Genomic DNA, 18,955 nt, shown 5'->3' with positions numbered 1-18,955 from the left:
CCTCGGTCGTAAGCGGGAGCACTCCGGGTCTCTCAGTCGCGGCCGCCTACGGACCTCTGGCAGCGATGGTCGTGATATAGGCATTGCGCGATGAAATGCCACCGCCGTCGGGATGGCACGGCCCGCTCCATGGGTTGTGCCATGGTCTCCGCCTGACCATCTATATGCCTTCATGTCCCTTCCGCAGATCCCGCAGCCCTTGGCCGAGGCGCTCGCCGCGCGCGGCTATGACACGCTCACCCCGGTCCAGGCGGCCGTGCTCGCCCCGGAGGCGAACGGGCGCGATCTGGTCGTGTCGGCGCGGACGGGATCGGGCAAGACCATCGCCTTCGGGCTCGGCTTTGCGGACCAGCTGCTCGAAGACGGGGCGCTGCCGCGGGCGGAGCGGCCGCTCGCGCTCGTCGTCGCCCCGACCCGCGAGCTGGCGCTGCAGGTCAGTCGCGAGCTGGCCTGGCTCTACGCGCCGGCGCGCGCGCGGATCGCCACCTGCGTCGGCGGCATGGACGCCGCCAAGGAGCGGCGCGCGCTGGGGCAGGGCGCTCATGTCGTGGTCGGCACGCCCGGCCGGCTGCGCGACCATCTGGAGCGGGGCGCGCTCGACCTCTCCGGCCTGCGGGTCGCCGTGCTCGACGAGGCGGACGAGATGCTCGACATGGGCTTCCGCGAGGATCTGGAAGAGATCCTGGATGCGACGCCGGGCGAGCGGCGGACGCTGTTGTTCTCGGCGACGATTCCCAAGCCGATCGTCGCGCTGGCCCGGCGCTACCAGCGCGACGCGCTCCGCCTCTCGACGGTGGGCGAAGATCGCGGGCATGGCGACATCGCCTATCAGGCGGTCACGGTGGCGCCGGCCGACATCGAGAACGCGGCGATCAACCTGCTGCGGCTCCACGAGGCGGACACGGCCATGCTGTTCTGCGCCACGCGCGACAATGTGCGTCATCTCCATGCGAGCCTGGTCGAACGCGGGTTCGCCGCGGTCGCGCTGTCGGGCGAGCACAGCCAGAACGAGCGCAACGCGGCGCTGCAGGCGCTGCGCGACGGCCGCGCGCGCGTGTGCGTCGCGACCGACGTCGCCGCTCGCGGCATCGACCTGCCGACGCTCAGCCTGGTCGTCCATGTCGAGCTGCCGCGCGACGCCGAGACGCTCCAGCACCGGTCGGGCCGCACCGGCCGGGCGGGCAACAAGGGCACGGCCGTGCTGATCGTGCCCTATCCCCGCCGCCGCCGCGTCGAGGCGACGCTGCGCGGCGCGCGCATCGAGGCGGAATGGATCGATGTGCCGACCCCGGCGGATATCCGCGCCCGCGATCGCGAGCGGCTGCTGACGACGCTGCTCGCCCCGGTCGAGACGGAGGAGGAGGATCGCGCCCTGGGCGCGCGCCTGCTCGCCGAGCGGACGCCGGAGGAGATCGCGGCCGCCCTCGTCCGCGCCCACCGCGCCGCGCTTCCCGCCGCCGAGGAGCTGATCGAGGCGACGCCGGACGTGCGTCGCGCGGCGCCGGCGGAAGGGCACCGGCCCGGCTTCGACGATGCCGTGTGGTTCCGCATGGACATCGGGCGGCGGCAGAATGCCGATCCGCGCTGGCTGCTGCCCCTGCTCTGCCGCCGGGGTCACATCACCCGCAACGAGGTGGGCGCGATCCGCATCGGCCCGGGCGAGACCCGCTTCCAGATCCCCGTGGCGATCGCGGGCAGGTTCGACGCCGCGGTGGCGCGCACCGCCAAGGCGGGCAACGACGACGGCAGCAACGTCCGGATCGAACGGGTCGTCGAGGGCGCCACGCCTGCCGCGCCGCGGGCCACCGGCAAGCAGCAGCGGCCGCATCAGCATCGCCGGTGAGCGGCGTGCGCATCCTGGTCGACGCCGACGCCTGCCCGGTGAAGGACGAGATCTACAAGGTCGCGCTCCGCCGCGACACGCCGGTGACGATCGTCAGCAACAGCCCGTTCCGCGTCCTCGCGCACCCGCTGGTCGATCGCGTGGTGGTGGGCGATGCGTTCGACGCCGCCGACGACTGGATCGCCGCGCGTGCGGGTGCCGGCGTGCTGGTCGTCACCGCCGACATCCTGCTGGCGGACCGCTGCATCAAATCAGGTGCGACGGTGCTCTCGCCCAACGGCAGGCCGTTCACCGCCAGCTCGATCGGCGCGGCGATCGCGACCCGGGCGATCATGGCGGACCTGCGCGCGGGCGGCGACCAGCTGGGCGGCCCGCCGCCGTTCACCAAGGCCGATCGGTCCCGGTTCCTGCAGGCTCTCGATACGGCGCTGGACCGGCTTGCCCGGCAGTGACCGCAGGCCGCCCGGTGCGCGTCGCGTCGGCCTAATTCTTGACGAGCCCGATCTCCCTCAGCCGCTCGTGGAGATAATCGTGGGCGGTGATCGGCTGCGGATAGCGATCCGGGTTCTCGGGCGTGATCGTGTCCCGCAGTGTCTCGATCAGGAAGTCGGGCGCGGGATGGAGGAAGAACGGCATGGAATAGCGCGAGTGGCCGCGGCGCTCGGGCGGCGGGTTCACGACGCGATGCGTGGTGGAGGGCAGGACGTGGTTGGTCAGCCGCTGGAGCATGTCGCCGACGTTCACGACCATCGCGCCCTCGGGCGGCTTGATCGCGAGCCAGCGGCCGGAGTCGCGGTCGAGCAGTTCCAGCCCCGCCTCCTCGGCGCCGAGCAGCAGGGTGATGAGGTTGATGTCCTCGTGCGCGCCGGCGCGCACGCCTGCCGCGTCGGCCGGGATCGGCGGGTAATGGAGCAGGCGCAGCACCGAATTGCCGTCCCGCACCGCCGCGTCGAACCAGTCCGGCGCGAGGCCGAGATGGCGGGCGATGGCGGACAGCAGCTGGTCGCCCGCCCGGTCGAACGCGGCGAACAGCTCGGTGAAGGTCTGGCGAAAGCCTTCGGGGTGGTCGGGCCAGACGTTCGGCGCCATCGCGTCGGCGAAGCGATGCTCGGCCGGCAGCTCGCGGCCGACATGCCAGAACTCCTTCAGGTCGACATGATCGGCGCCCTTGGCGATCTCCGTCTTGAACGGCGTGTAGCCGCGCGCGCCGCCGCCGCCCGCGACGAAGTAGCGGCGCTTCTCCTCGTCGGGCAAGGCGAACAACGCCGCGGTGGCGGCCCAGGCGCGGTCGATCAGGCCCTGGCTGACGCCGTGATCGGCGACGACCGCGAAGCCGAAGCGGCGGAACGAGCCGCCCAGATCCGCGGCGAACGCGTCCGGATCGCGGAGCTGGTCGGCGAGGCTGAGCGCGGGAACTTCGGCGAGGGGTGTATCGAGCATAGGGAAGATCATACGCCCGCCGCTCCCCGGCGTCACCCCGGCCGGAGCGTCGGGTCCAACTCCGGCCTCGTCATGACCCCGATGGTCGTCACGCCGGTGCGGTGTCGGATGCCGGCTCAAGGCGGCATGACGCCGGAGGGTTGAGCCGCTAAGCACGATGGCGTGACCTCCGACGCCACTCCCCCGCTCACCAGCGCGCCGATCGGGTTCGCCGAGTTCGTGGCGATGATCGCCTCGCTGATGGCGCTCGGCGCGCTCGGCATCGACACCATGCTCCCGGCCCTCCCGGCGATCGGCCAGGCGCTGGGAGTGGCGGCCGAGAACCGTCGCCAGTTCGTCATCACCGCGTTCCTGCTCGGCTTCGGCGTCGGCCAGCTCCTGCATGGGCCGCTGGCGGATCGCTTCGGGCGGCGGCCGGTGCTGACCGGCGCGCTGGTGGCGTATGCGGCGGCCAATCTCGTCTGCGCGGCCTCGGGGAGCTTCTCGGCGCTGCTCGCCGCGCGGGTGCTGGGCGGGATGGCGGCTGCGGCCACCCGCGTCGTGCCGGTCGCGATCGTCCGCGACCGGTTCGAGGGCCGTGCGATGGCGCGGGTGATGTCGACCGCGTTCATCATGTTCATGATCGTGCCGGTGCTCGCGCCCACGCTCGGGGCGGGGCTGCTGCTGGTCAGCGACTGGCGCTTCATCTTCGCGACCATCGCCGCGCTCGCGACCGCCGTCGCCGCCTGGTTCTGGCTGCGCATGCCCGAGACCCAGCATCCCGAGGACCGCCTGCCGCTGTCGCCGCAGCGGATCGCCGGCGGGTGGCGGACGACCGTGTCAGACCGGCTGTCGCTCGGCTACATGCTCGCGGCGGGGGCGATGCAGGGCGGCATCTACGGTTATCTCAATTCCATCGGGCAGGTGGTCGGCGACAGCTTCGGCCGGCCGAAGCTGCTGCCGCTCGTCTTCGCGCTGACCGCCGGCTTCATCGCGGCGAGCAACTTCGCCAATGCGCGGCTGGTGATGCGACTGGGCCAGCGACTGTTGTCCCATGCGGCGGTATGTGCGGTGCTGGTGATCGCGGCCGTCCACCTCGCCGTCTACCAGGCCGGGCTGGAGACGCTGACCGTCTTTATCGTGCTCCAGGCGCTGACGCTCGGCTGCTTCGGCATGATCGGCACCAACTTCTCGACCATGGCGATGCAGCACATGGGTCACATCGCCGGAACCGCTTCCAGCGTGCAGGGCTTCGCCAGCGTCATGCTCGGCTCGCTGATCGGCGCGCTGATCGGGCAGGCGTTCGACGGTACGCCGGCGCCGATGATCGCCGGCTTCATCGGGGTGTCGCTGCTGGCACTCGCCTTGGCGGCGGTGACGGAGCGGGGCCGCCTGTTCCAGCCGCTGCCCGCGGGTAGCTGATATCTCGCGCAGCCGTCACGGGAGCAAGTCCCGCGAGCTGCGCTGGTCTGCGTGCCGCCTCCGGCGGAACTTGGGTCGCCGCTCCACCGTTCGCGCGTCGAGCAAGTGGATGGAGGCGTTGATGAGCGGTGTAAAAGGGCCGGATGACGACGGCTATGACGAGGAAGGCTATGACGAGAGCCAGCGCGCCGAGATCCTGGAGGCGACCCGCAACGGGCCGAGCGACGGCAACCTGCTGACCGATCTCAACCCCGACCTGGGCGGCGACGCCGAGGAAGAGGATATCGACGATCTCGACATGGAGGACGACGAGGTCGGCGAGGAGGACGCCACCGTCGCGATGGACAAGGACGATGCCGACGAGGACGACGCGCAGGATGCGTTCGACGACGGCGACGAACTGGACAGCGACGACGACGACAGCGAGGCGGACGACGCCGACGACGTGGCGACGCGGCCCTAGCCGCGGATCGGCGCGTCAGCGCGAAGCGTTGGCGAGCACCTCCAGCGCCGCCCGATCGACCGGCTCGCCCAGCGCGTCGGTCGGCGCGGCGGCATTGGCGGGCGTCGACGCCGGTGCGGCGCCCGCCACGTCATAGGCGGTCCACACCACGCCCGCCGCCCAGAACAGCGCCGCCCAGCGGCTCCGGAACAGGCGTGCGAACATGCCGCGCCATCGGGCTGCCGCCCTTACCGAGAGGTGAGCGGGCGGGGTTAACGCAGGCGTTGAAGAGTGCGATCGTCGATCGCAGGCCCACGCCGGCACGCTATATCGCGGCAGTGGCAGGTCGGGTGAAGCGCAAGACGGGGCTGGCCGCGGCGATGGCGCGTGCGATCCGCGAGGATGTCTCGCCGCTGTCCTGCGCCCTGTGCGAGCGGCCGCTCGGCGCGCGGGTCGAATGGCACCATCTGGTGCCCAGAAGCGAGGGCGGGCGGGAGACCGCGCCGGTCCACCCGATCTGCCATCGCACGATCTACGTCACCGTGCCCAATCCCGAGCTGGCGCGCCTTTATGCCGATCCGGCGGCGCTGCGGGCGCGGCCAGACATCGCACGTTTCCTCCGCTGGATCGCGGACAAGCCGCCGGACTTCCACGTGCCCGTCAGGCGCGGACGGACCTGAAGCGCAGTGTCCGAACCGTCCCGATGCGGGTCGATCTTTACCTTGTATCAATAAGATAGGTCGGCATTATGCCCGAAACAGGACGGTCCGGCCGGGGGCGGCCGGAGGCCAGGGACGGGGTCGCGAAGCTATGCAACCATGTGCGGGAAGCGGAGCCGGCGGCGGCTCGACAGTGTCGGTCAGCATTCACCGGCCGGCGCCACGGCTGGAAGGCTATATCACCTTCTTCTACTTCGTCGCGGTGGCCGAGCCGCTGAGCGACTTCCTCTACCCGGAATGGGGCAATGTCCGCTTCGCCACCGCCGGTCGCTGGGACGTGGCGATGCAGGGCTTCGAGATGCCGACCCCGGAGAGCGGCGCCCTGTTCGGGCCGACCGACCGGCCCGGCCGTATCGCGACGCCGGGCGGGCGCTGCATCGGCTTCGGCATGACGCCGATCGGTTGGCATCGATTGATCGGCGGCGACGCGGGCGCGATGGCGAATCGGATCGCGCCGCTCGACGAGCGGCTCGGCTGCGACGGCATGGCCCTGCATCGGTGGCTGTGCGCGCACGAGCGGGACGAGCAGGCGTGCGTGGCGCGGCTGGAGGCGATGATCGACGCGCGGCTGGCGACCCGGCCGGCCGTGAGCGAGCCGGTGCTGGCGATCGACCGCGCGCTCAGGATGCGACCCGCCCAGGTGCCGCAGCTGGCCGCGCTGGCGGGCGTGTCCGAGCGCACGCTGCACCGGCTGTGCCTGCACACCTTCGGCTTTGCGCCCAAGCGGCTGATGCGGCTGCAGCGGTTCCTCGATACGCTCGGACAGGTGCGCAGCGCGATCGGCGGGGCAGTCGGCGAAGCCATCCAGGGCTATTTCGACCAGGCTCATTTCTATCGCGATTTCCGCGAGTTCATGGGCATGAGCCCGCGCGCCTATTTCCGGGACCCGCGCCGGCTCATGAGCGCGGCGGCCGCCGAGCAGCAGCGCGCCGGCGTCACCCTATCGTTCCGCTTGCCGCCCCAGCCTGCCGACCGGGAGACGCCGTCGACAGCCTGAGGCGGAGCGTCGCCGCCGACTCCGCTCCCCCAGCGGCATCGGTTGACGTCGTGGTCTCGCCTTGGGCTAGGATCGGGCGGGCGTATTGGAAAACTTCGCCAAGGGCCGATGCGATGGAGCGATCAGGCCGTTTCACGCGGTCGCCGCCCTGCTCGCCGCTGCGTAGAGGGCGATGGCGGCGGCGTTGCTGACGTTCAGGCTTTCGACCTTGGCCGAAATCGGCAGCCTGGCCAGTTCGTCGCAATGCGCCTCGGTGTTCTGGCGCAGGCCCTCGCCTTCGGCGCCGAGCACGATCGCGAGCCGCTGCCGGCCCATCGCCTGGGCGAGCGTCTGCGACGCGTGGCCGGTCAGGCCGACGCGCCAGAAGCCTGCCTCGGCGATCTCCTCCAGCGCGCGGGCGAGATTGACGACGCGGACCCAGGGCACCGTCTCCAGCGCGCCCGACGCGGCGCGTGCCACCGTGCCGCTCTCGGGCGGGGCATGGCGATCCTGCGTCACCAGCCCGAGCGCGTCGAAGGCCGCGGCGGAGCGCAGGATGGCGCCGAGATTATGTGGGTCGGTGACCTGATCGAGGACGACGAGGGGGCGGCCATCCTCCCGGCCGCGCTCCAGCAGCTCGCCGAGCCAGATGTCCTCCAGCGGCTCGACCTCCGCGACGAGGCCCTGGTGCGGCGCGTCGGCGGGGACGAGGCGGCCGAGATCGGCGACGTCGGCATAGGTGACGGGCAGGACAGGCGGCAGATTCAGTGCCTGGAGCGCCTCGCGCGTGCCCCACAGCTTGCGCACCGTGCGCTCGGGATTGGCGAGCGCGGCGATGACGGCGTGGCGACCCCATAAACGGGGACGGCCGGCGGTGCCGGTGGAGGGGCGGTGCGGGCGGCGGGCCATCTCAGATCCTTCCCGGGACGGGGAGGGGGACCATCGGCGCCAGCCGATGGTGGAGGGAGCTCGGCGATGCGCGGGTCGCCCGGACCGGAGCCCCCGCCACCCCGCGCTTGCGCGCGCGGTTCCCCTCCCCGTCCCGGGGAGGAGTGAGGACGGCCCTACTCCCCCGCATCGTACGCGAACGGGTCAAGTTTCGTCCCCTTGGTCGGCAGCGGCGTCCTCGGCAGCGGCTTGTCCGCGTTTGCCGCATCGACCAGCAGCGCCGCGAGGATGGTCGCGCCCTGGCGCATGTCGTCGGCCTTGAGGTGATCGTAGGTATCGGCCGACGTGTGATGCGTCCGGCTCTCGTAATCGAGTGGGTCCTGGATGAACTGGAAGCCCGGTGCGCCGACCTGCTGCATCGACCAGTGATCGGTCGAGCCGGTGCGGCGCATCACGACGTTGCCCGCGCCGAACGCCGCGAACGGCGCCAGCCACTCCTTGAAGATCGGCACCACCGCCGGATTGTCCTCGGCATAGAGGCCGCGCAGCTTGCCCGAGCCGTTGTCGATGTTGAAATAGGCGGCGAGCTCGCCCCAGCCGGGCTTCGGCACCACCGGCCAGTCCTGCGCGAAGCCGAGATAGCGGGCGAACCCGGTCTTGGCCGGCGCGCCGGGATCGCCGCGGGTGGCGAGGTGCGCCTCCGTCCACGCGATCGAGCCGAGCAGCCCCTGCTCCTCCCCCTGCCACAGCGCGAAGCGGATCGTGCGGCGTGGCCGGATGCCGGTAGCGGCGATGATCCGCGCGGCCTCCATCACCATCGCCGAGCCCGCGCCGTTGTCGGTCGCGCCGTCGCCCGCCACCCAGCTGTCGAGATGCGCGCCGGCCATGACATAGCCCGCGCGCGGGTCCGTGCCGGGGATCTCGGCCAGGATGTTGTACGCATTGGGATCGGCATCCTCATAATGGACCTGGGCGACCAACTCCACCGTGGGCGGGTCGCCCGCCATCGCGAGGCGGGCGAGGCGGCGGTAATCCTCGGCCGCCAGCTCGAAGCCGGGCAGTGCAGGGCTGTTGCCCGTCTCGTACTGATAGCCCTCGCCATGGACGAGCTTGCCGTCCGAGCGCGACTGGGTGAGGTAGGCGACCGCACCCTCCGCCTTGAGGAACGTGCCCAAATCCCTGGCGAAACCGATGCGCTTCAGCGTCGAGGCCAGGTTCCCCGGGTCGCGCGGCAGCTGGTAGGTGTCGAGCTTGCTGATCTCCGCGTCGTCCAATCGGCGAAAGGCGGCCGCGTTCGGCTCCGATCCTGCGTCGGGCAATGAGACGAGCACGATCCTGCCGGCGAGCTTGCCCTTCCACCTGTCGAAATCGGCCGCCGATTTGATCGGCGCGAGCACGACGGGCGCGGTGACGGGGCCGCCGGTCGGCGGCGTCCAGGCGATCGGGATGGCGACGAGGTCGACCGGGCGCGGGCTGACCATCCGCGCCGACGCATGCTCGATCCACCAGCCGCGGCCGAAGGCGAAGGGCTCCTTGTGGACGTTCTTCAGGTTCCACCGGCGATACTGGTCCTGCGTCCAGGCTTCGGCTGCGTGGGCGGCGGGCGAGCCGGTGAGGCGCGGCCCGATCCGGTCGGAGAGATAGGCCGCGGTCGCCATCACCTGGCTGTGGTTGATGCCCTGGTCGATGATGCGGTTGAGCTGGTCCGCCTTCTCCTGCGCCAGCGCCGGCGCGGCGGCGGTGAGCAAGGCGGCGGCGAGCAACAGGCGACGCATGCGGTTCCCTTCTTCGTGCCCGCCGCTGCTATGCGGCCCGGAAGGCGAGAGCAACCGGCACGCGCGTTGACTTGGCTCCGCGGCTTCGCCATGGAGCCGCCTCGCTCCGGCGGCCGGGTCTGGAAGGGTGGCCGAGTGGTTAAAGGCAGCAGACTGTAAATCTGCCCACGCAAGTGTACGCTGGTTCGAATCCAGCCCCTTCCACCATCGCTCGATCCGCGACCCGCTAACGCCCGCGCCAGCAGGGCGCACGGCGGCCTGACGCCTTAACTGAACCGTGATGAGCCGGGAGCGGGTGAGGGGAATCGAACCCCCGTCGTAAGCTTGGAAGGCTTCTGCTCTACCATTGAGCTACACCCGCGCGGGCATTGGGGTAGCTCAAGCCGGCCGCCCTGCGCAATGGTTCACGGCTTGCTTACCACCACCGGGCTAGGCGTCGAGCGGATGTTCCACGATCCCGCCCTCGCGCGCGCCGTCGCGACGGACCCGCGGCCCGCGTCGGCGGTCAGTACGGGCGCGGGACTGGCGGGGCTCATGGGGATCGCCGGCTGGATCGCGGCCTGCCGCGCGGCGGGAATGGACGGGCCCTATGCGGCGCTGGTCGATCTCGTCGCCTGTGCGCTGCCGATGGTCGGCTGGTCGCTGCTGGTCGACAAGGTGCATCGGCGGCCGTCCACCGGGATCGACTGGGCGAAGCCGCGGCCCTGGCGGGCAACGCTGGACGACAGCCTGCTCAAGCTCGTCGGGCTGTGGGCGACCTGGGGCGCGATCGCGCTGATCTATGCGACCGGGCGCTTCTACTGGCAGGGCAATTTCGCGTTCGCGATGTGGTGCTTCACCCGCGCCGTGCCGGCGGTGCTGGCGCTGTCGATTCCCTATGTGCTGTGGCTCGATCGCTACCTCGTCCAGCTGCGCGACGGCGCGTGGCACCTCGGCGCGTGGCTGGCGGGACAGCCCGGGGCGGCACGCGACGCGATTCACGCGCATCTGCGCGCCTGGGGGGTCAAGGCGTTCTTCCTCGCCTTCATGCTGGCGATCGTGCCGCCCGGCTTCGGCGACGTCGTCCGGCGCGACATGGCGGGGCGCTGGGGTGACCCGATCGCGCTGACCGCCTGGCTGGTCGCCGTCATGTTCACGATCGACGTCGCGTTCGCGACGGTGGGATATGTCCTGACCTTCCGGCCGCTCGACAGCCACATCCGCTCGGCCAACCCGTTCGCGGCGGCGTGGGCGGCGGCGCTGATCTGCTACCCGCCCCTCATCCTGATGAGCGACGGCGGGCCGCTCGATTATCACCCGGGCACGGCCGACTGGAGCCACTGGCTCGCCGGCCATCCGCTGCTGCTCTGGCCGGTGGGCGCCGCGCTGGTGGTGCTGACCGCAATCTACGCGCTCGCGACGGTGGCGTTCGGGCCGCGCTTCTCGAACCTGACGCACCGCGGCATCGTGACGCACGGGCCGTATGCGTGGTCGCGGCACCCGGCGTATCTGGCGAAGAACCTGTTCTGGTGGCTGTCGACGTTGCCGGTGCTGTCGACGGGCAGCTGGCGCGATGCCGCGCGTGCGACGCTGATCCTGGCGGCGGTGAGCGGGGTGTATTGGTGGCGCGCGCAGACGGAGGAGCGGCATCTGCGGCGCGATCCGGATTATGTCGCGTATTGGGAATGGATGGAGCGCAACGGGCCGGTGCCGCGGTTATGGCGGTGGATGGCGGGGCGGTCCCGAGCCCGCCGGGGCTGAGCCGCGTCGTCGGTCGTCGCTTCGCGACGCCGGCCGTTGCGCCTAGAAGCTGAACTCCTCGTAAACCCGCGACACATCGCCGTTCCAGGCGCCGTGGTATCGCTCCAGCAGTACCTCGGCGGGCGTCTTGCCCGCGCGGACGATCTCGCGCAGCGGATCGAGGAAGCCGGTCTCATCGTCGCCCGCGGCGTTGGTGCGCGCGCGGGCGGCAAGGCCGGCATGGGCGATGTCGAGCACCGCGCCGGCGATGTCGCGCAGCTTCCCGCCGTCCGGCAGCGGCGCGTCGAGCGCCAGCTTCGGCACGGCGTCGCGCAGCGCCTGGCGGTCATCGAGCGACCAGTCCTGCACCAGGTCCCACGCCGCATCCAGCGCCGCAGGATCGTAGAGCAGCCCCACCCACAGCGCCGGCAGCGCGCAGATGCGGTTCCAGGGTCCGCCGTCGGCGCCGCGCATCTCCAGGAAGGTCTTCAGCCGGACCTCGGGGAAGGCGGTGGAGAGATGGTCGTTCCAGTCGTCCAGCGTCGGCATCTCGCCGGGCAGGACGGACAATTCGCCCTTCAGGAAGTCGCGAAACGACAGGCCGGCGGCGTCGATGTAGCGCCCGTCGCGATAGACGAAGTACATCGGCACATCGAGCATGTAGTCGGCATAACGCTCATAGCCGAAGCCGTCCTCGAACACGAAGGGCAGCATGCCGGTGCGCTGCGGATCGGTATCCGACCAGATATGGCTGCGGAACGAGAGGAACCCGTTGGGCCTGCCTTCGGTGAAGGGCGAGTTGGCGAACAGGGCGGTGGCCAGCGGCTGCAGCGCCAGGCCGACCCGGAACTTCTTCACCATGTCGGCTTCGGATCGGTAGTCCAGATTGACCTGGATGGTGCAGGTCCGCAGCATCATGTCGAGCCCGAGGCTGCCGACGCGCGGCATGTGCCGGCGCATGATGTCGTAGCGGCCCTTGGGCATCACGGGAAGGTCGCTCCGCGCCTTGTCCGGCCACATGCCGAGCCCGAGGAAGCCGAGGCCCAGCCGTTCGCCCGCCGCCTTCACCTGATCGAGGTGCCGCCCGGTCTCGGCGCAGGTCTGGTGGAGGTTTTCCAGCGGCGCGCCCGACAGCTCGAACTGCCCGGCGGGCTCCAGGCTGACCGAGCCGTCCGCGCCGGCCAGCGCGATCACCTTGGGTCCATCGGGGCCGTTCTCCTCCACCGGCCGCCAGCCATGGTCGGTGAGCGCCGTCAGCAGGTCGCGGATGCCGCCCGGCTCGTCCCAGGACGGCGCGTGGTGATCGGCGCGGGCGTAGACGAACTTCTCGTGCTCGGTGCCGATCCGCCACCGCTCGGCCGGTTTCTCGCCGCACGCGAAATGCCCGATCAGCTGGTCGCGCGACTCGATGACGCGGGCGTGTGGCGTCAACTCCGTCTCCGTCGTCATGCGCGGGCGCTTAGGCGGGCGGCCGCGCGCGCGCCAGAGGCAAACGTCAGCGGCTCCCCGGCCGTCGCTGCGCGGCGGCGAATCGGTCGTGCATGCCGTCGATCTCGGCTCGGACCCGCTCCGCGGTGAGACTGGCGGGAAAGCCGGGCGCGATAAAGTCGGCAGAGTCGGGATCGGTCCCGATCACCAGCATCTGCGGATGGGTCATGGCGTTCACCTCCCAACCTACGTCCAGTCGCCAGCCGCCGCCATCCACAGGGCCACGGCGGCGGCGGCGGCGGTGTCGGCGCGCAGGATGCGCGGGCCGAGCCCGATGCCCACCGCGTCGGGCAGCGCGCGGATCGCATCGCGCTCGGCCGCGTCGAAGCCGCCCTCCGGCCCGATCAGCACGGCCGCCGGCCCCGGCCGGGCCTGCATCGCCCACAGCGCCGGCACGCCGCCGGTCTCGTCGGCGAAGAACAGCGCGCGGCCCGCCGGCCAGGCGGCGAGCAGCGCGTCGAGCTTCACCGGCGCGGCCAACTCGGGCAGCGCGGTGCGGCCGCACTGCTCGGCGGCCTCCACCATGTGCGCGCGCAGCCGATCGGTGTTGGGCTTGTCGACGACGGTGCGACGGGTGAGCACGATCGCGAGCCGCGCGACGCCCAGCTCGCACGCCTTTTCCGCCAGCCAGTCGATCCGCCCCTTCTTGAGCGGCGCGGCGCAGAGCCACAGGTCGGGCGCGGTCTCCCGCGGGCGAAGCTGCGTCGCGACGTCGACCACGAGGTCGCGCTTGCCGGCGGCGGCGACGGTCGCCATCCACTCGCCGGTGCGGTCGTCGAACAGCTTCACCGGATCGCCGGCCTTCAGCCGCATGACCGACAGCAGATAATGCGCGGGCGGGCCGTCGAGCGCCAGCGGCCCGGGCGCGAGCGGCCGATCGACGAACAGCCGCGGCGTCGACCGCGGCGGCCAGGCGGGAGTGGCGGGCACCTAGCTCCGGCGCTTCCGCCAGACGTGGCGGAGCAGGAGCATGACGGCAGCGAGTGCGATCAGGCCCGCCACCGCCGCGGCCGTCACCGTGCCCGCGACGCGCAGGATCGCCCAGAACAGCGCCTCGACGAACCGTCCGACGGCGACCGACAGGCCGATCATGTTGCGAAGGCGCTTTGCACGCGAGCGGGATACGCGCTGCGCCCTCTCCCGTCACCCCGGCCTTGACCCGAGGTCCCGCTGCCTTACTCGCGGATGAAGCGCGGGACCCCGGCTCACGGCCGGGGTGACGGGGAGGTATTCATGCCAGAACAGGCGGGGGCCGTCCCCGACTCCCAGCATCCCGGCCTGGTCGGCCGGCTGCCCGGCCCGGTGCGCGGGCTGGCGCTGCTCGCGCGGTTCGACCGGCCGATCGGCTGGCAGCTGCTGTTCTGGCCGGGCGCGTGGGGCGTGGCGCTGGCGGGCGGAGTCTTCACGCGCTGGCCGCTGCTGCTGTGGCTGGCGCTCGGCAGCGTGGCGATGCGCGGCGCGGGCTGCACGTATAACGACATCGTCGACCGCGACCTGGACGCGCAGGTCGCCCGCACCCGCGGCCGCCCGATCCCCGGCGGGCTGGTGTCGGTGCGCGCGGCCTGGGGCTGGCTGCTGGTGCTGGGCCTGATCGGGCTGGTCGTGCTGCTCCAGCTGCACCCGCTTGCCGCCGCCGTGGCCATCGCGAGCCTCGCGCCGGTGGCGGCCTATCCCTTCATGAAGCGGATCACCTGGTGGCCGCAGGCGTGGCTTGGCCTGGTCTTCTCCTGGGCGGCCCTGGTCGGCTGGGTCGAGGTGGCGGGTGGGTTCGGCTGGCCGGTGGCGCTGCTCTATGCGGGTTCGGTTGCCTGGGTGATCGGCTATGACACCATCTACGCGCTGCAGGACCGCGAGGACGACGCGCTGGTCGGCGTGCGCTCGTCGGCGTTGCGGCTCGGCCGCCAGGTGCGGGGCGGGTTGGCGCTGTTCTACCTGGCGGCGGTGACGCTGTGGGCGGGCGCGTTGTGGCTGGCGCGCGCCGACCCGCTGGCGCTGGTCGCGCTGACGCCCGCGGCCGGGCACCTTGCCTGGCAGGTGGCGACGCTCCGGCCCGACGACGGCGCGGTGGCGCTGGCGCGGTTTCGGAGCAACCGGTTCACGGGGCTGCTGGTGTTCCTGGCCTGCGTGGTGGTGGGCAGCTGAACTCCTCCCCGGGACGGGGAGGATCAGGGTGGCGTCACGCGCCTTGCATCCCTAAGTCCGCCGCCATGCTGACCCCCGACCAGGCGCGCGAGCGCGCCGCCGATATCGTCGCGCGCGCTCAGGCCGCGGGCGCCGATGCCGCCGATGCGGTGTTCGCGGCCGACGCCTCGGCCGACCTCTCCGTCCGCCTCGGCAAGCTGGAGGATGTCGGCCGGTCGGAGGGGGCGGAGCTGGGCCTGCGCGTGTTCGTCGGCCGCCGCTCGGCGAGCGTCAGCACCTCCGATCTGAGCCCCGCCGCGCTCGACGAGGCGGCGGCGCGCGCGGTGGCGATGGCGCGCGAGGCGCCGGAGGACCCCTATGCCGGCCTCGCGCCTGCCGACCGGCTGCTGCACGGCACGCCGCCCCAGCTGGACATCGACGACGGCGGCGAGGCCTCGCCCGATGGGCTCAAGGAGCTGGCCCTCGCCGCCGAGGACGCCGCGCGCGCGGTCGCCGGCGTCACCAACAGCGAGGGCGGCGGCGCCAGCGCCTCGCGCCATCTATGGGCGCTCGCCACCTCGACCGGCTTCGCGCAGGGCTATGCCGCGACCGCCTATGGCGTGTCCGCGAGCGTGCTGGCGGGCGAGGGCGGCGCGATGGAGCGTGACTATGCGCACCATGCCGCGCGCAAGCGCCGCCACCTCGACGACCCCGAGGAGGTCGGCCGCCGCGCCGGCGAGCGCGCGGTGGCGCGGCTCAACCCCGGCCGCATCGCCAGCGGCGCGATGCCCGTGGTGTTCGATCCGCGCGTGTCCCCGTCGCTGCTCGGCCATCTGATCGGCGCGATCACCGGCGCGGCGATCGCGCGCAAGACCAGCTTCCTGCTCGACGCGCTGGGCGGGCAGGTGTTCGCGCCCGGCATCCGCATCGAGGACGATCCGCATCGCCCGCACGGCCTGCGCTCGCGGCCGTTCGATGGCGAGGGGCTGCCGGTCTCGCCGATAGCGATCGTCGCGGACGGGATGCTCGAGACCTGGCTGCTCGACAGCGCGTCTGCCCGCCAGCTCGGGCTGGCGCCGACCGGCCATGCCGCGCGCGGCGGCGGCGGCGCGCCGGGTGCGGCGGTCGCCAACCTGCATCTGTGCGCGGGCGTCGACCCGGTCGAGACGCTGCTCGCGGAGGTGGGCGAGGGCGTCTATGTCACCGAGCTGATCGGCCAGGGGGTGAACGGCCTGACCGGCGATTACAGCCGCGGCGCGGCCGGCTTCCGCATCGCCGGCGGCGCGCTCGCCGGGCCGGTCGCGGAGTTCACGATCGCGGGCAACCTGAAGGCCATGTTCCGCCAGCTGACGCCCGCCAACGACCTCGACTTCCGCTACGGGATCAACGCGCCGACGCTGCGGATCGACGGGATGACGGTGGCGAGTGGGTGATCTGCTCGACGCGGTCGCCGCGGTCGCGGCCGAGGCGGGGCGGCTGGCGATGGGGCGCTGGCGGGGCAGCTTCGACCAGTGGGAGAAGACGGCCGGCGAGCCGGTCTGCGAGATGGACCTGGCGGTCGACGCGCTGTTGAAGGAGCGGCTTGCCGCCCTCGCGCCCGACGCCGGCTGGCTATCGGAGGAGACCGCCGACGCGCCCGATCGCCTTGCCCGGTCGCGCGTGTGGATCGTGGATCCGATCGACGGCACGCGCGACTATATCCGCGGGCGCGAGGGCTGGTGCGTGTCGGTCGCGCTCGTCGAGCATGGCCGCGCGGCGCTCGGCGTGCTCGACGCGCCGGCGCGCGGCGAGCAGTGGCGCGCCGCCATCGGCGCGGGCGCCTGGCGCAACGGCGCGCGGCTCCGTGCCAGCGACCGGCAAGAACTCGTCGGCGCACGCATCCCCACCGATGCGCTGTCCAAGGCGGACCGGCTGTTCGCGACCGTCGCCAAGCCCAATTCGATCGCGCTGCGCATGGCGATGGTCGCGGCGGGCGAGGCCGACCTGGTCGCGACGCTGCGCTGGGGCAACGAGTGGGACATCGCCGCCGCCGCGCTGATCGGGACGGAGGCGGGCGCGCGCGTCACCGACGCGCTCGGCCTCCCGCTCCAGTACAACAAGGCACGCCCGCGCGCGTTCGGCGTGCTGGCGACCGCGCCGGGCCTGCACCGCGCCGCCGTGGCGCATCTGGCCGAACGTGCGGAGCTTCTGGCCAGTAAAGTTTAAGAACGGGGTTAACGTCGCAAAGTAGACGACCCCAATCCGTTAAGTATCAATCGGCGGTGTTAAGCACGAACTACTCTGGCGGGATCGTGAACGGCAAGTTAATTGCCGCTTCGCACAATAAAGAGGGTCCCAGCCAATGAAGATGATCTACACGGCGACACTGCTCGCCGCCGCCTGCGCCGCAACTCAGCCGGCCTTCGCCACGACCACCTTCGGCGTCTACGGCGACTCCGCCACCCAGGCGAAGGCCGTGGCGTCCGCGGGCGGCTACAATGCCTCGGTGCTCAGCGACCTTACCGCCACGAACCTCGCGGGCATCAACGTGCTCTGGGTCCTCAACGGCGATAACGGCGCGCAGAACAACGGGCTGGTCGCGAACACCGCCGCCGTCGCCGATTTCGTCCGCGGTGGCGGCGTGCTGGTCTATAACGATCGCTCGGTGCCCGGCGCCGGGTCGGTGCTGCCCGGGTCCGCCGGCGTCAGCTTCGTCCAGGAATACACCGCCAACATCGACGTCCAGACGCCGGGCACGCCGCTGACCAACGGCTTGACGAACAGCACGCTCGATGGCGGCACCTCTTCCGCGCACGGCTACATCGACGGCGCTACGCTTCCGGCGGGCGGCGTCGGGCTCCTGAACGACGGCACGTCGGGGCATCTCGTCGACAGCTATTACAGCTACGGCGCGGGCAAGGTCTATTTCTCCGGCGTCCCGCTCGACTATTATCTCGGCGGCAACGGCTCGGTCGCCGCATTCCAGACGACCTACGCGCGCAATCTGGTCACCGATGCCGCGGCCCTCGCCACGCCGGCGGTGCCGGAGCCCGCCAGCTGGGCGATGATGATCGCGGGCTTCGGCGCGGTCGGCTTCGCGATGCGCCGCCGGCAGCGCGTCGCGACCCGCGTCGCCTTCGCCTGACGCCTTCCGCCAGAGTACGGCGGAGGCCGCCGGTCGCGAAGGGGGCGACCGGCGGCCGCTTCGCGCGTCAGCCGGTCGTCTCGCCGTCCTTGTACCGCATCTCGAGATACCGCCCGCGGGTCGCGAGCTGATCGAGGTCCCCCGCCGCCAGCCGCTCGGTCATCTCGCCGATCTCCTGCTCGATCAGCTTGAGGCCGTCGACCAGCTCCATGTCCGGCGTGCGGCCGTTGCGCTCCTGCGCGCGCAGCGACGGCGGCACGCGACCGTAATCGGCGAGAAAGGCGGGGAGCTGCTCGGCGACGAGCTTGCGGACTTCGCCCGCCTCGGGCGTGTCGGCGCCGACCCGGGCGAGCTGGGGCGACAGCGTGTCCAGCCGTCGGCCGATACGGTCGACCATCGCCGCGGCGGGCGCGGGCAGGGCGGGGCGCTGCTGCTGGAGCCAGCGTTCGGTCTGCGCCGGCAGCGTGCGGATGTCGCTCGCCGCCAGCCGCTCGGCGCGCACCGGCCGCTCGGCCGGGCGGCCCGCGAGCAGGACGGCGGCGGCGACCATCGCGAACACCACCAGCAGCACGCCGAACAACCCGATCGGGTGGACGAAGCCGATCACGATCGCCGCGACCAGGATCGCCGCCTCGACCGCGGCGATCCGCGTCAGCCGCCGCCCGTAATCCTGCACCTTGCGCCGCCGCGCCGGGCCGAAATCCGCGCCGCCGCCGCCGCGATAGTCCTCGGTGACGCGCTGCAGCGTCGCGCGCGCCCGCGCGATCTGATCGTCGACTTCGCTCACCGCCGGCTCACACCGACGTCAGCTGGAACTGATCGGGCTTCGGCCCGCCGATCTGGCCCCCCGCCTGACCTTGCGACGCGCCTTCGGCCCGCGCGATATAGCCGCGCGACTTCTCCACCTCGGTCCCGAGCGCGTTGACGGTGGTCTTCATCGAATCGAGCGCCTTCAGCTTGAAGGTGTCGATCGCGTCCATCGTGTCGTAGATGTTCTGGAACGCGCGCTGCAGCGTCTC

General features: G+C 71.8%; 21 protein-coding genes and 2 tRNA genes. 12 read left to right on the top strand and 11 right to left on the bottom strand.

Going from position 1 to position 18,955, the window contains the following annotated elements; all coding sequences use genetic code 11:
* Positions 1-172: 172 nt before the first annotated feature.
* Positions 173-1,843 (top strand): DEAD/DEAH box helicase, encoded by a 1,671-nt coding sequence (locus ACFE64_RS01785; protein WP_375390731.1) that lies wholly within the window; start codon positions 173-175, stop codon positions 1,841-1,843.
* Positions 1,844-1,848: 5 nt separating this feature from the next.
* On the top strand, positions 1,849-2,295 hold the full coding sequence (locus ACFE64_RS01780) for a YaiI/YqxD family protein (RefSeq protein ID WP_375390784.1): 447 nt from the start codon (positions 1,849-1,851) through the stop codon (positions 2,293-2,295).
* 31 nt (positions 2,296-2,326) lie between these two features.
* Here the strand turns inward: ACFE64_RS01780 and ACFE64_RS01775 are convergent, their stop codons facing one another.
* Positions 2,327-3,283: an isopenicillin N synthase family dioxygenase gene (locus tag ACFE64_RS01775; protein ID WP_375390730.1), complete on the bottom strand. Its 957-nt coding sequence runs from the start codon at positions 3,281-3,283 to the stop codon at positions 2,327-2,329.
* A 162-nt stretch (positions 3,284-3,445) separates the two neighbouring features.
* Here ACFE64_RS01775 and ACFE64_RS01770 point away from each other — a divergent pair, with 162 nt between their 5' ends.
* Both ACFE64_RS01770 and ACFE64_RS01765 read left to right on the top strand, forming a co-directional pair.
* Positions 3,446-4,684 carry a multidrug effflux MFS transporter gene (locus ACFE64_RS01770; RefSeq protein ID WP_375390729.1) on the top strand — a complete coding sequence of 413 codons (1,239 nt, stop codon included), beginning with the start codon at positions 3,446-3,448 and terminating at the stop codon, positions 4,682-4,684.
* A gap of 121 nt (positions 4,685-4,805) precedes the next feature.
* The gene (locus ACFE64_RS01765) at positions 4,806-5,147 is read left to right on the top strand and encodes a DNA primase (protein ID WP_375390728.1); all 342 of its coding nucleotides are present in this window, start codon (positions 4,806-4,808) and stop codon (positions 5,145-5,147) included.
* A gap of 15 nt (positions 5,148-5,162) precedes the next feature.
* On the opposite strand, the gene ACFE64_RS01760 is transcribed toward ACFE64_RS01765, so the two are convergent.
* Positions 5,163-5,351, bottom strand: a complete 189-nt coding sequence (locus ACFE64_RS01760) for a hypothetical protein (protein ID WP_375390727.1) — start codon at positions 5,349-5,351, stop codon at positions 5,163-5,165.
* 155 nt (positions 5,352-5,506) lie between these two features.
* Here ACFE64_RS01760 and ACFE64_RS01755 point away from each other — a divergent pair, with 155 nt between their 5' ends.
* Together ACFE64_RS01755 and ACFE64_RS01750 are read left to right on the top strand one after the other, a co-directional pair.
* The gene (locus ACFE64_RS01755; RefSeq protein ID WP_375390783.1) at positions 5,507-5,806 is read left to right on the top strand and encodes an HNH endonuclease; all 300 of its coding nucleotides are present in this window, start codon (positions 5,507-5,509) and stop codon (positions 5,804-5,806) included.
* A gap of 172 nt (positions 5,807-5,978) precedes the next feature.
* Complete coding sequence (locus ACFE64_RS01750) at positions 5,979-6,842, top strand: helix-turn-helix domain-containing protein (protein ID WP_375390726.1); 864 nt, start codon at positions 5,979-5,981, stop codon at positions 6,840-6,842.
* A gap of 132 nt (positions 6,843-6,974) precedes the next feature.
* On the opposite strand, the gene rlmB is transcribed toward ACFE64_RS01750, so the two are convergent.
* Together rlmB and ACFE64_RS01740 are read right to left on the bottom strand one after the other, a co-directional pair.
* Positions 6,975-7,730, bottom strand: coding sequence for a 23S rRNA (guanosine(2251)-2'-O)-methyltransferase RlmB (gene rlmB, locus ACFE64_RS01745; RefSeq protein ID WP_375390725.1), 756 nt, complete (start codon positions 7,728-7,730; stop codon positions 6,975-6,977).
* A gap of 155 nt (positions 7,731-7,885) precedes the next feature.
* Complete coding sequence (locus ACFE64_RS01740; protein ID WP_375390724.1) at positions 7,886-9,484, bottom strand: M20/M25/M40 family metallo-hydrolase; 1,599 nt, start codon at positions 9,482-9,484, stop codon at positions 7,886-7,888.
* A gap of 121 nt (positions 9,485-9,605) precedes the next feature.
* Between ACFE64_RS01740 and ACFE64_RS01735 the strand changes: the two genes are divergently transcribed.
* Positions 9,606-9,691: transfer RNA gene (locus ACFE64_RS01735), tRNA-Tyr, on the top strand.
* Positions 9,692-9,774: 83 nt separating this feature from the next.
* On the opposite strand, the gene ACFE64_RS01730 is transcribed toward ACFE64_RS01735, so the two are convergent.
* A tRNA-Gly gene (locus ACFE64_RS01730) sits at positions 9,775-9,845 on the bottom strand.
* Positions 9,846-9,928: 83 nt separating this feature from the next.
* Here ACFE64_RS01730 and ACFE64_RS01725 point away from each other — a divergent pair.
* Entirely contained in the window at positions 9,929-11,224 is a 1,296-nt protein-coding gene (locus ACFE64_RS01725; RefSeq protein ID WP_375390782.1) for a methyltransferase family protein, read from the top strand.
* A gap of 42 nt (positions 11,225-11,266) precedes the next feature.
* On the opposite strand, the gene ACFE64_RS01720 is transcribed toward ACFE64_RS01725, so the two are convergent.
* From ACFE64_RS01720 to ACFE64_RS01705, 4 genes are read right to left on the bottom strand one after another with little or no spacing between them, the layout of a single operon-like run.
* Positions 11,267-12,652: a glutamate--cysteine ligase gene (locus ACFE64_RS01720; RefSeq protein ID WP_375390723.1), complete on the bottom strand. Its 1,386-nt coding sequence runs from the start codon at positions 12,650-12,652 to the stop codon at positions 11,267-11,269.
* A 46-nt stretch (positions 12,653-12,698) separates the two neighbouring features.
* Positions 12,699-12,860: a hypothetical protein gene (locus ACFE64_RS01715; protein WP_375390722.1), complete on the bottom strand. Its 162-nt coding sequence runs from the start codon at positions 12,858-12,860 to the stop codon at positions 12,699-12,701.
* Between the two features lie 17 nt (positions 12,861-12,877).
* Entirely contained in the window at positions 12,878-13,621 is a 744-nt protein-coding gene (locus ACFE64_RS01710; protein WP_375390721.1) for a 16S rRNA (uracil(1498)-N(3))-methyltransferase, read from the bottom strand.
* Positions 13,622-13,783, bottom strand: a complete 162-nt coding sequence (locus ACFE64_RS01705) for a hypothetical protein (RefSeq protein WP_375390720.1) — start codon at positions 13,781-13,783, stop codon at positions 13,622-13,624.
* A gap of 141 nt (positions 13,784-13,924) precedes the next feature.
* Here ACFE64_RS01705 and ubiA point away from each other — a divergent pair, with 141 nt between their 5' ends.
* From ubiA to ACFE64_RS01685, 4 genes are all read left to right on the top strand, one after another.
* Positions 13,925-14,833 carry a 4-hydroxybenzoate octaprenyltransferase gene (gene ubiA / locus ACFE64_RS01700; protein ID WP_375390719.1) on the top strand — a complete coding sequence of 303 codons (909 nt, stop codon included), beginning with the start codon at positions 13,925-13,927 and terminating at the stop codon, positions 14,831-14,833.
* Positions 14,834-14,898: 65 nt separating this feature from the next.
* On the top strand, positions 14,899-16,245 hold the full coding sequence (locus ACFE64_RS01695; RefSeq protein WP_375390718.1) for a TldD/PmbA family protein: 1,347 nt from the start codon (positions 14,899-14,901) through the stop codon (positions 16,243-16,245).
* Positions 16,238-17,017 carry a 3'(2'),5'-bisphosphate nucleotidase CysQ gene (locus tag ACFE64_RS01690; protein WP_375390717.1) on the top strand — a complete coding sequence of 260 codons (780 nt, stop codon included), beginning with the start codon at positions 16,238-16,240 and terminating at the stop codon, positions 17,015-17,017. The genes ACFE64_RS01695 and ACFE64_RS01690 overlap by 8 nt, the downstream gene beginning before the upstream one ends.
* 136 nt (positions 17,018-17,153) lie before the next feature.
* Complete coding sequence (locus tag ACFE64_RS01685; protein ID WP_375390716.1) at positions 17,154-17,936, top strand: PEPxxWA-CTERM sorting domain-containing protein; 783 nt, start codon at positions 17,154-17,156, stop codon at positions 17,934-17,936.
* Positions 17,937-18,003: 67 nt separating this feature from the next.
* On the opposite strand, the gene ACFE64_RS01680 is transcribed toward ACFE64_RS01685, so the two are convergent.
* Both ACFE64_RS01680 and ACFE64_RS01675 read right to left on the bottom strand, forming a co-directional pair.
* On the bottom strand, positions 18,004-18,723 hold the full coding sequence (locus ACFE64_RS01680; protein ID WP_375390715.1) for a hypothetical protein: 720 nt from the start codon (positions 18,721-18,723) through the stop codon (positions 18,004-18,006).
* Positions 18,724-18,730: 7 nt separating this feature from the next.
* Positions 18,731-18,955, bottom strand: a 225-nt coding sequence (locus ACFE64_RS01675; protein ID WP_375390714.1) for a toxic anion resistance protein, incomplete at its 5' end; no start/stop codon positions are given.

This window comes from uncultured Sphingomonas sp. (assembly GCF_964250165.1).
Taxonomy (GTDB): domain Bacteria; phylum Pseudomonadota; class Alphaproteobacteria; order Sphingomonadales; family Sphingomonadaceae; genus Sphingomonas.
Note: the sequence above shows the minus strand (reverse complement) of the source record. Positions and strands in the feature narration are given on the sequence as shown.